The organism is Musicola paradisiaca NCPPB 2511 (assembly GCF_000400505.1).
GTDB lineage: Bacteria > Pseudomonadota > Gammaproteobacteria > Enterobacterales > Enterobacteriaceae > Musicola > Musicola paradisiaca.
The window spans coordinates 1613761-1627173 of the sequence record NZ_CM001857.1 but is presented as its reverse complement, the minus strand read 5'-3'; the positions used below and the strand labels follow the sequence as shown (position 1 = coordinate 1627173).

General features: G+C 50.9%; 2 protein-coding genes. Both read right to left on the bottom strand.

The features are described 5' to 3' along the window. Positions 1-75: 75 nt before the first annotated feature. Positions 76-1383, bottom strand: a complete 1308-nt coding sequence (locus DPA2511_RS07310; protein WP_226376635.1) for a flavin-containing monooxygenase — start codon at positions 1381-1383, stop codon at positions 76-78. Between the two features lie 57 nt (positions 1384-1440). Continuing rightward, on the bottom strand, positions 1441-13011 hold the full coding sequence (locus tag DPA2511_RS07305) for an FkbM family methyltransferase (protein WP_226376634.1): 11571 nt from the start codon (positions 13009-13011) through the stop codon (positions 1441-1443). Between the last annotated feature and the right edge of the window lie 402 nt (positions 13012-13413).

The window sequence follows — 13413 nt, the reverse complement described above, 5'->3', positions numbered from 1 at the left end:
CAGCTCAGCCTCCAGAATGTTCCGGGCTGACTCGTGTAAGTCTCGGGTTCTGTTCTCTTTGCCTATCATCATTGTCTACCTTCTATTAAGTACGTCACGGTACTGCGCCAATAACTTGAGAAACTTCCACAGATCCACTTCCCACTGATGCCGGAAAGATCCGATGTAATAGTTCTGCCCCAGGTCAGGATCCTGTTCTTTTTTCATCTGACTAAAATCATGCAGCCCTTTGGCCTGTAAGAAATACGCCTTGAGATAGTCCACGACAAACAGACCATGAGAGCGGGCTGAGACACCTAACCCAGTGGCAGAGTTGATGTAGCCGACAAATAACAAGTTATCGAAATTTTTGGGGACAATATGTAAGAAGCAATCGGGAATACCCTGCTTCATTTCCAGATATTTATTATCCAGAAAGGAAAAACGGCGGTTATATCCTGTCGCATAAATAATGGTATCAACATCAATATGTGAACCGTCTTCAAAGAAGACCGTATTATCCTGAAAAGCGCTCACATCGCCTTTTGCCTGAATATCGCCGTGACCGATAAAATACAAAAGTTGTGAATTCATAATTGGATGGGAGGCATCCAACGGATAATCCGGTTTTTTCAAGCCATAATCCGTACCGTCATAACCGGCCAGTTTAAATACCTGCTGTATATAAGCGATGGTTTCTTCGCGGGTGTTAAATTTATTGCCCAGCCCTTCCATCCATCTCGGTGTCGGCATGCCATTGATAAATTTAGGCTGATAGTAGTAACCACGGCGGGTGCTATGGTAAACAGCCGAGCAATGATGAACCGCATCAACCGCAATATCGCAACCAGAATTACCGGCGCCGATAATCAAGACCCGCTTACCCTTGATACGCTCCGGCGTCCGGTAATCGATCGAATGCATCACTTCACCGGTAAAGTGACCGGGATAGGCCGGCTCAGGATAACGGGCTTCCCGCTGCATACCGTTGCTGACCAGCACAAAAGCATAGAACTTGCGCTCTCCCGTTGATAATTCAACCTGCCAGCCATCTGCCTGCGGTTCAATACGGGTAACAGCAACATTAAAATGGGCCTTTTCATAAACCCCGAACGTTTTCGCATAATCACAGACATACCGATGCATCAGTTTATGGCTGGGATAATGGGGGTAATCCTCCGGCATGGGGAAATCTGGATACTGGGTATTGACCTTCGGCGAGATCAGATGCAGCGACGGATAGGTGCGGCCACAGCGGCTGTCGGCATTCCATACTCCGCCAAAGTCCGACTCCGCTTCATACAGATCGTAATCGATACCGGCCTGATTCAGCTCCTTACCAAGACTGACACCGTAAGGGCCACCACCGATAATACATACGCGTCTTCCTTGTACATTCATCATTGAATCCTTTTAACGTGCGGCAATCCGTATTGTTTGTTCGGGCAGTCATCGCGCTCGTCACGCTTCAGACGGTTCAAGTGTCAACAGCGCTTCTTCTTTCGCCATTTTTAAGTTCCTGAGCCACAGACATAGCCCCCCCGATTCGTCGTACAACCTCAGGTCGTACCCCGGCAGATCGCCGGTGATAATCAAAGGCTGTTGTTCTACTGGCGTTGGCGAGATACACACCGTCACTCGTTCTGTCAGCGGCTTATAGGCAATGATCGAATCCAGAGAGAACGGATACCACGGGTTGCGGCCTATCGACTGTGGATGAGAATAGTGATTTAGCGCAGAAAGCAACTGCCAGCAGGTCGTCAGAAGTACCGGACGGAAAGTCGGTACATGCCGTTGACGGGGCAGTTCCGCAACGGAACTGAATGTCACCAGCAACTGCTTGCCATCAAAACCGATTTTTTCGATCAAAGCCTGATTTTTCAGCGCGTCTTCATCGACTATCTGCCTGATTTGGTGGGTTATCTGATGATTACGGGATGCTTCCAACTGCTTTTCCAGCGCGCGGATATCCAGCGTGTCGCCCGTGCCGCCGTCGGTGGCGTTCAGGACAATTTGCCCAAAATTATGAGTCACGGATTCACCCGCTTTCTCAGTCACACACTGGAAATAGAGACCATCATCTTCCCGGGAGATATAAGTCTGTATATGCCCATTGAGGGCATCCTGCGTCAGGGCAGGCTGCCCCCACAGGATATAATTCAGTTCGACAATTCGCTCTTGGGTTGAGAGTTCCCAGGCACGTCGTACCCACTCCAATAGCAACAGTCCGGGGAGCTGGCCCTGAGCTGCAATCACGCCTGTCGCCATCATGTTCCCATAGGCAGAAAAATCCCCTGGAATTTTCAGTAACGCCTGAGCTGCCCCTGCCGCTTGCAACACGTTGTCGGTCTCTTCAGCCACAACACCTTTGCTGTGCGAAAACGCAGGGTGACTGGCCACAGAATCGGAACCCGTTGCCTCAGAAACGAGCGAGGCATTAGCAGAAAAAGCCGCCTCATCTGAAGCTACCCGGGCATGTTCTGTACCCATAGTCGGCAGATCGACCCAATAACGTTCGCGGGCAAAAGGATACGTCGGCAGAGAAACCCGTCTGGGTCTGAGTGATGGCATCACACTGGGATAGAGGATCGCCCAGTCGATATTGATGCCTTTCACCCATATCTCCAGAAGTTTGGCAAATTTGCCTTTACTGGCCCATGCCTGAACCAGGTCATGCATATCTTCATCAACATCAAACACGGACAGCACATCACGATGCGATTTACTCTTTCCCTGATAGAGTAAATCGACTGTCTGTGACTCACCGGCAAGCACGGCTGCAAGCTTACTTTGCAATTCATCAAGGGTGTGGGCAACCAACCCCAAACGCTCATTCATCGCTTCACGACCGGTTTGCAGGGTATAAGCCAGTGAGTGGAGGTAGGCTTGCGCCCGCCCTGCACTGTTTGTATACCCAGCGCTATCTCCTTTCGCCGGTATCCGCTCCACATATTCGCGCACATGAGCCAGCAGATTGGCTGTCATCTGCCGGAGCTGCGCATCATTTTTTGCCGACAACAGAATCAGTGCCGGATCGCGGGAGACAGCGCCTCCCGCCGCACTATCCCTGGTAGGTGATCCCAAAACGGGTAGCCCCTCAGCCGGGAATTGCTCAATGACTAAGTGGGCATTGGTTCCGCTGAATCCGAAAGAACTCACGGCAGCCTGACGTCGCTGACCGGACTCCACGACCCAGTCGCTGAGTTCCCGGTTGACGTAGAACGGTGTGCCGTCCAACGCAATATGCTCATTGAGTTTTTGATGGTGCAGTGTTGGAGGGATCTGCTGATTCTTCATGGCCAGCACCACTTTGAGCACCGAGGCGACCCCGGCAGCCCTCAGCGTGTGTCCGATATTGCTCTTCACCGATCCCAATGCGCAGTAGTGCTCTTTGCGGGTAAATTGAGCGAAGGTCTGTTTCAGGCCAACGACTTCCACAGGATCCCCCAGTTTGGTTCCTGTCCCGTGCGTCTCTACATATTGAATTTGCTCAGGATCGATACCAAAGCTGGCGTATACCGACTGCTCCAGACGAGACTGGGCATTGCCGTTAGGGGCCGTAATGCCATTACTTTTACCATCCTGATTCACCCCCCAGCCCTTGATCACGCCGTGAATAACATCCTGGTCTTCAATGGCATCTTCCAGGCGTTTTAACAGCACCACACCAACACCTTCTCCAGGGACAAAGCCATTAGCCCGTTGGTCAAAGGTAAAACAGCGGCCGTCTTCCGACAGCATTCCGGCTTTGCTGGTCATAATGTGCATGCTTGGGCCAGCCAACACGGAGACCCCGCCGGCCAAAGCCAGATCGCTATTTCCCAGCACCAGGCTGTCACAGGCAGAGGCGATCGCCACCAGAGATGACGAGCACGCCGTATCAATAGCCAGACTTGGCCCCTGCAAATCCAGATGGTAGGCAATTCTTGCTGCAAGAATGGAAATAGCATTCCCCATAAAGGTTTGTGCATTGAGTTCCATGCCAAAGCGCGCGTCGTAGTCACCGTCCCCACAACCGACGAAAACACCACACCGACTCCCCGATAAATCAGCAGGATTGTAGCCAGCGTCTTCAATGCACCCCCAACACGCTTCCAGAAACACCCGCTGCTGCGGATCCATCATTTCGGCTTCACGAGGAGAGATATTGAAAAACAGCGGATCAAACTTGTCTGCATCCTCCAGCACGCCCATCCATTTGGAATAGGTTTTGCCGGGTGTCTGACGATTACGATCGAAAAAGTCATCTATTGCCCAGCGATCCGCCGGAATGTCTGAAATACAATCTTCCCCTTTGCTCAAATTGTCCCAGAATTGTTGCAAATTCTTCGCTTTCGGGAACTGACCGGACATACCTACAATCGCAATCGCCTGGTGCCTGACAGGCGTCGGGCTTATCGCCGATTCGGCGTTTGCGGCGTAAGGCGTTATTGCCGCTGCCTGCGGCTTGATACGTTCGGCCTGGAGCGTCTGTGTGGCACTCGACGATGTCTGATGCAGACCGGCCATAAACCCGGTGCCGGTGTCAGGAGCAATCGGCGGGGGCAATGTTGCGTCGTCACTCAAAACCACAGCATCAGGACGCGGAGATTGCCCCAGACCGACACAACGCTGAACCAGTACAGCGAACTCGTGTAACGTTGGATGGCTGTAGACTTCCGCAGCATTCAGATCCAGCCCGTAGTGTTGATTGATCTTTCTGATCCAGGTGACACCGGTAATCGAATCCAGCCCCAAATCGACAAACGCAACATGCGGATCGAGCGCCTGAGGTTTGATTTGCAGCTCTTGAGACAACGTCCGGCTCAAAAATTCCAGCATGCTTCCTGAGGGGGTTTTCGCGCTTTCCCGAACGTCAGCCCCTGTTTCCCGCACATTGCCGCCCACGGTAACGCTGGATACCCCCACCGGGGCGGTGATTACGGAGCCGAGAGTCGTTTCTGTTTCGATTCCCCTGCGTTCACCCGTTGCATGATTTAGCCCCGCCTCTTTGATTACCAGCCCGGTGAATACGTTCAGATTGGGATAGCTGTACACGTCGGCCGCATTGAGCGTCAGCCCGTATTCCGCATTGATTTTTCTAATCCAGGTGACGCCGGTAATCGAGTCCAGGCCAAGATCAACAAAGGGCTGTTCGGGTTCAATTTGTTCGGTTTTGATTTGCAACTCTTCCGCCAGCATTCGACGCAACAGGGGATAAACCTGTGCAAACACCGCGTTACTGTCTTGTTGTTTCTGCACCGCTCCCGCTAAACCGGACGTTTTCGCGCCTTGGACTCCAGCAATTTGCTGATGATTTGCCGACGCCTGACCACTGGCCGGTGCCTCGCGGCTGAACATTCCCTGGTTAAAATGCTGTTGGAGACGAGCCAGCACCGCCTGATTGCCGACAAAAGTATGCTCATGCATCCGTAACTCCAGAGCATAGTTTGCTTCGACCTGGTTTCTGATGTACCGCGACCGCTGTGTTTTCCAGGCAACCAGCTCATCCCGGGACATGCGAGCCATCTCATTTGCAGCCGCCAGAGCAAATGGCAACACTTGCGCACGTTCAAGTACCGGGTTTTTGAGCCCGCGATCCCGAAGTTCAAAACCTTTATATTCTTTGGCGGTAAACAGCACTTCTCTGGCAATATCCAGACCCAGGCGGCAGGGCAGAATGAGGGTTGAACCGGCGCCGGGGGTAAATCCGTACCGCATATAAGGGCTGTAATAGACGCTTTCCTGACTGAAAATCGCATCATCACAAAACATACCCACAGCCCAGCCGGGACCAATGCCATGCCCTTGCATGGCGGCAATCACCGGGATGTCGCACTCCAGCGGTAAGGCAAAGATCTTCTCATCGGTAAACTTTGCATTTCCCTTTTGGATCGCCTGCAACGTTTCCATCGTACCGCCACTGGCGAAATAGTGGTCATACCCGGTAAGCACCACCACTTTATAAGCCTGATTCTGATGAATATGAGTAAAGACCTCGTCAAAACCGGCAACAAACGCTTTCGAGAATTTATTGCGACTGTCACGCTCACACAACCGAACCAGCAGAACACCATTGTCATAGACTTCCGCTTCGATCACCGACGTATTGAGCGCCACCTTGCGCGGCTTACCCAAAGGTAATTCCAGTTGACCAGCCTCAAATGCCGGTACCGTCGGCAACGCGCTTTCATAAACGTCTGGCACCGCATGTTCAACAGCAAAAGCAACCGGCGGCTCAGTCAACGCAACAGACTGGCGGACAAGATTGGCGGCCAAATGCCGCTTCAAGTGAATGAGCGCGTCTCGGGGCATGCTCGCCAGTTCCTGCGCCAGCTTCAGGCTTTCCCCGGCAACCTCCGTCGCAGGGAAAACCGGCATCAGCAACCCCAGTTCTTTCAGATGTCGCCCTTCGATTCCCCGCCAATCGGTCAGCAATACCTGCGCCGCAGAGGGGGTAAAACGCGCGCTAAGAAGATGATACAACTGCTGCGATATCCTCTGTTTCCGGCTCCGGCTGACATACTGATAGCGGCCAGAGGTACTCAAAACAGCAAAATCGCACAGGCAGACAAACAGCCACGCATAACCGCTGCAATCTCCCGGTACAGAAGCAATCACAGGAAACGGCAATGCCAAAACGCTCCGATACAGTGCCTGTTGCAAAAACAGCTCGTCATCCTCTTCAAGCGCGGGAAGAAAACGGTGTTCATCTGCGCTGATCAGCAGAACGCTGATGTCCGTCCGGTGTTTTATTTCATCGAATAGACGGTGAAGATGGCTGAGCCGTGCCACTCCCGGAGAATCCTCGCCTTGCAAACCGCCATCAGTACCGTGAAGTCGAAGACAAAATATTCCCTGGCCTTCATCCGTCAAATGACATGGCGACGTCCCGACGTTTAGGGTCGAAATCTGTAATGGCGCTGTCGCCTGAAACGTTTGCAGAGAAGTCAGTACCCGTTTACCGTCTGCACGTTCGTCGATGTTTTGACTGTCAGCCAGGGCCAATGCAGATAGCTCAGCATCTGCCGACATCACCGCGGAGGATCGCGTTGCCGCGTCATGCATGGTATCCGGCGTCGCGTCGCCATCATCAGGCAACCAGTACCGGTCTTGCTCAAAAGGATAGAGCGGTAAACCTGCAACACGTTGGCGCGGGGCCTGATACCATGCAGTCCAATCAATGTGCCGGCCTTCAAGCCATTGTCCGGCCAGCCCCCGTAAATCACGCCGCTGGATAGAGGTATCGATTTCCGCCTGTTGCCGCCTGCTGTTACCTTTGTTTTTCTCTCCTTGCGCAACCGTACCGGCCAGATAACGTTGAGCAAATGTGTCCCGGTTTAGATAATCCTCCAACCCGGCGAGGATCTCATCGTCACTTTTTCCGGCCACCGCCAGGCGATGGCCTAACGATTCACGTCCCAGTTGTAACGTATAAGCAATGTCTTTTAACTCACGGATTGTCAGATGTGGATGCCGCTGGATATATGCTTTTAGTTGCCGAGCCAAGACATGCAATTGCGCTTCACTTCTGGCGGAAAGCAATAACAGCGCGGGCTCAGACTCCCATTCCGGGAACGATTTTGCCGATGACACGTCCGCCGGTCGAAACTCTTCAAGCACCATATGGACATTGGTTCCGCTAAAACCGAAAGAACTCACTGCGGCGATCCGTTTCCCCTGAGCGTTCGGTTGCCAATCCTGAATCTGGGTATTGACGACAAATGGCGTTTCCTCAAAAGGAATCAGTGGATTGGGCTTTTCATAGTTCACACTGGGAGTCAACTTACGATGCTTGAAAGACAACAGCAGCTTGATCAGCGCACTGACCCCTGAAGCATGAACACAATGGCCGATGTTGCTTTTTACCGAGCCGATGGCACAAAAACCGGTACGCTGGGTCTGTCTGCGGAAGGCATCTGTCAGGGCGGTGATCTCGATGGGATCACCTAACTTCGTTCCGGTGCCGTGCGCTTCAATATAGGTCAGTTCATCAGCACGGAGATTCAGCTCATCGTATACCTGGCAAATCAACTCCGTCTGCGAGCGACTGCTGGGTGCCGTAATCCCGTTCGTCTTGCCATCCTGATTCATGGCAGATCCTTTGATCACACTGTAAATGTGGTCTTTATCGTCAATGGCATCCTGCAACCGCTTTAGGATCACTACGCCAACCGCTTCACCGGGAACAAAACCATCAGCCCGGTGATCAAACGGTTTACAACGTCCATCCGCCGACAACATCCCGGCTTTCGCACACAAAATGTGGAAGTTGGCCGTGGTATGGATTGAAACACCACCGGCAATGGCCATATCGACAGCGCCGTTTCTCAAGCTTTCACACGCCAAATGTACCGCAGCCAATGACGATGAAGAGGCGGTATCGATCGCCATCGCCGGGCCTTTCATGTCCATAAAATAGGCAATTCGGGCCGCCAGAATCGATGAGTCGTTGCCCATAAATGAAGAAGCATCGAGTGGGATATCATGCTGTCGCAGATTAGCCTGATAGTCTCCGGCATCAGCACCGGCATAAACTGCCCACTTTTTGTTTTTTATCTCACGGTTGGCATAGCCAGCATCTTCCAGCGCGTGCCAACTTTCCTGTAAAAACAAACGCTGCTGAGGATCCATTTGCCTGGCTTCTTTGCCGGAAATGCCAAAAAAAGAAGCATCAAACTTATCAATATCTTCAATAAACCCGCCCCATCGGCCATAGGTCTTATTTGGCTTGGCACGGTCTTCATCAAAATAGGCGGCAATATTCCAGCGCGTTGCCGGAACGTCAGAAATACAGTTGCCCCCTTCCAGTAATAAAGACCAGAAGGCATCAACGTTCACAACACCAGGGAAACGAGCGGACATGCCAATTACGGCAATATCACCATCATCGATATGCCGGGCCGTCTTGCTGGCATCATGCGTTTTTTGCGGGATATCTCTTGTCTGTTTTGCCTCGCCGCGGTGTGCCGCATCATCCTGAATATTGATGCCCTGCCGATCCGACGGCATACGCGCCACAATGGCATTCTGATGATTTGCCATCAGATAGCCGCGCAAATCATTCACACAGCCATAATCAAACAGCACGGTACTGGGAAGTTTTATCGCAAAAGCGACGTTCAGTTTTACCACCAGATTGATGGCCGCAAAGGAATCAACACCATACTCAGAAAATGCTTTAGCCTCGTCGATATCAACCTGTTTCTTCAGACATTCAAGCAAGTTCTGCACGATCACGGCGTTGATATACGTCAGGATGGCGTCTTCGTCGATATCACCGGATTGCGACACCGTCTCTTGTACTGCCTGCTGACACGCGGCCTGTTCGCATTTCGATTCCAACCGAAGAGTCGGTAATCGTCCACGATGATCGCCGAGCTGTTGCATCAGGAACGTATCTGCCGGTTGCAACCTTTGCTGCGGCGCTGTTGCAGGCTCGGATGGTGCGTTTTCATGCGTCGGAGCAATCGTCTGTGATGAGGGAGTAAAAACCAGTTCGGCTAAGACGGTGGCGGGTATGGTGTAAGTCCACACGCCGGAAGATTCGGCTACAGACGTGATGGCAGTGATACTGCGCAGGAAATTTTCAGCCGGTTTGTTTTTATCACTTGCCACAAATCGGATCTCAACCGTCTCTTTCTTGCGTTCCAGCGCTTTCCGGCCTAATACATTCAGCATCTGATATTCAACGCCACGCCCCAGCACACGGCAACTGAGCAGCCCCCCATCAACGGATAACACATTTTCCCGCTCGGAGAAAAAGCACAAACCGCAAATACCATAATTGCCGAATCGATCAGCGACGCTGATGCTCAGACACCCTTGTTCCGGGCTTTGAATGCTGGCGAGCATATCGGCGACGGAGTATGGCGCTTTGACAAAGTTAAACTGATTGGTGCGATGCGTCAGTTGTGACAGTCTCTCGGCCTGGTCTTGCGTCGCTGGCTGGATGGTAATCTCAAGCTCCAGTCCGCGAATGAACGCCTCCATGCTGAATACACTCTGACGGAATGCTTCACGCTGAACCTGCTCCTGATACATATGGGTACGTTTTGCGTCTTCATTTGTTTGACGACGCACCTGATCAAAGGCCCAGACATGAGCCAGGAATCCCGGAATATCGTCGCTATTTTCAGGCAATCGCAAACTGAATACTTGTGGGCAGCAGGCAGAGACTTCAGCACATTCAATCGGACTATCGTCAAGAAAAATAAAGCTATCCAAGCCCAGGTTTAGATTTTTTGCCAGACGTTGCAGATTATCCGACTTGGCGTTCCAGTTGATTTTCGTGTCAACAAAATCACTCCATTGCAAAATCATGTCGTCACGGCTGTCAAATACCCGCTTGACATCCTCATGATTATTCTTGCTCACCAGACATAAAAGCATGCCCCGCTGTTTCTGGCGTAACATGAACTGTTGCAACGCACGATAACCCGAATCGATTTTGATGCCTTCGGCCCCCAGTTCACCCACCACACCGGACCACAGCGTGTTATCGCAATCAAGGGCGATCACTTTACAAGGCGGGCGCCGGACAGCATGGATGTGACGCACCAGAACCGACGCAATAACCTCAAAAAGCGCGGGGGTATAAGGAATATGCCCCATCTCATCACGAACGGCATCGTGATAGTCGGTGACTTCATAAGCCGCCAATTCGCGGTTCAGGTCAATGCCGATAATATCCGTCTTCTCACCCAGAATCTGTTGCATCATCTGAGGCATGTTCTCAAGCAGATCGGCAGAAAACAGTTCCCGCATCGCTGGGGACGGCGGGCAAAGCACGAAGAGCGTCGGCCCTTGACGGCTACGTTGCGTCTCTCTGACCAGGGTCAGCAATTCCTTAAAATTATCGCTGATCCCCTGCTCGAATGGTGGCAGGCGATGCGGATTGTCAGCATGAGCGACGGGACGTCTGGCATAAAAATTGGCTAAACCTGAAGACTTGAGTATCTCTTCTTCAACAATCGCCAGCTCGAAACCTTTATCCCGCAGCAACTGGGCTATGTTATCCGCCGTTTCACCTTCTTTATCATGAACTTCAACAACAACCTGGCGAATATTCGGCCATATTTCATCAGCAATGGTACTTAAGATTTGCCATTCACATTTTTCGGCATCCACTTTCAACAGATCGATAGTCTCAATGTGATGCTCTTGCATAATGCTGGCTAACGAACGCATCTGTACCTGATAGGTTTGTTTTTGCAGACGCTCGCTAATCATGGTATCCAAATGTTCCCGAATGGCTTCGCTATCCGTATCGCCGAAACGCTTGGTCACTTCATTTTCCATTGATTTTTTCAGCGCTTCGCCATCTTCCGTTTCATCGGTATGAAACCCTGACCAGACCGAAGCATTTGGATAGAACACGAATTCGGCGTCTCCGTCCTTGTCGGCAATCCCCACTTGCAACGCTTTCGCCTGGGGCGCATACAATGCGAGGTTTTTTCGAAGAACTGCGTAAGAAATCGGTGAAGGTTCACAGGAAAAAATACGTAAATCAGGACATTGAGTGGTAGCAAACAAAGAGAACATGCCGATATTGCCGCCAATATCGACGACCACATCTCCCGGTTCAAAAGAAATGCCGTGCTTCACGTATGTTTTCTCTACGAAAATCTCTTCATAGAGGTAGGTGGTTTCATAGGATTTTAAATGTGCGACCTCCATACCATTAGGCAGTACGAAGCGTTCACAATCCGTCAAGTGATGATTAATTTGCGCCAACGAAACCTGAGGTGACTCACTTTTTCCCGGGGAAGCGGTTTTCGGATCATTGGCAGCCAGATCCTCTAACCGACAGATAATCGCATTTACACCTTCGGTGTTCGCCATCAGTAAACTGTGCTGATCCAGAAGTTCCTGATAAACCTGATTGTATGGCGCAAATTTAATCTGATCACGCCAGTTCAGGTGAGAGAACCACGCCTGTAAAGGTTCAGCGATCGGCTCTGCGGTGAAGGTCGCAGCAATGGCCCACGATTGACCCGTAATACTCCCCGGCTGATGGTGTTGACCCGTTCCCCGCGCGTTGTCGGTCAGTGGTTCTATTGCTGCCGCTTGCTCACTTTGTTCGGCTCTCTGATATGAGCGAATATGTAACCCTTTCATTTCCACTACGATCTCTCCCGACTCGTTCGCTAAGAACACATCAAAGACTCCCATTTCGGACGTGTCTGAAACGGGCTGTCTGGGTACGACGAACACATCACACGTTGGCGTTAATGGTGTGTGAATCACGATATTTTCCAGCGAGAAAGGGACATAAACCTGATGTTGATGTTCACGCCGCCGGGTTTCGCTGGCACCCAATAACACAGTTTGAATGGCAGCATCGAGTATGTAGGGAGATGGGAGCTCCGTCAGACTCGCCTCATCAGCCTCGATCCGCCCCCAAAAAAGATCCTGGCTGTAGTGAAACGCGACCAGACACTGAAACTGTTCCCGGTAGTCGATGCCGCCAGCCAGAAACAGGCGGTAAATGTCATTACGGCTCAGTCGATGGGTGAAGGTATGAGATGAAATATCAGGAAGACGAAAAGCAGGTGTTTCCGCAGGGTTTGTCGTCGATTTTTTATTCCAATCAGATCCTGAGAAAACAACACCTGTCGCATGACGTTGTGTCGCTTTTCCCGCAACCCTGGATGTGACCCAATAAGTGGTGTCATCCCCATCAGTATCCAGATGAATATTCACCTGACAAACGCCTTCAGCAATGGCCAGTGGCGCAAACCATATCGCATCTTTTACCCGTAAAGGGTAGAGAGAAACCTCATGGGTGCTTGGCTTTTTATCCAGGAGTGAGGCCGCAACAAAATGAATATATCCCATCGCCGGCAGGATCGGTTCATTCAGTACTATGTGACCAGAAATAATAAGGCTACTATTATTTAATACGTACTCTGACATCACGACCTCCTTGTCACCAATTATGTTTAAATAATTTTGGTTAAATCTCGAAAACTCCGGCCCTGAAGGTTTTTTACCCAAATCACACGGTGTGATATAAACAATAAATGCTAAGTATGATACAGGTTCGTACATTATTAACGTGGAAACATATGCGTGTTGCCAGCCTGTTATAGATGTGTTTTTCTCTCAATGGGAAAAGTAATACCAAATATTTCAACGCTTGAATTTAATTATTTTTATTCAATAAAAACATCTGAATAACCATTCCAAATCGTTGTAACTTGCAAAGGGAGAACAGGCCGAATTGAGCGATGTGATTCATCGCACAAATAATATATCACCCGCCGAACTAATCCATGTCGTTCATTTCACCACGGTTCCAAACCGGGCGATACCCGAGACAGAGCACATGCCACAAAAGCAAAATAAATTCAATATAAACAATATGATATAAATACATCAATGCTGTACCGGAGTAACCAGCCCATGTTGTCAGAATGCTCCGCTGTGCGCGGTGACGACCGCTTGCCGTGA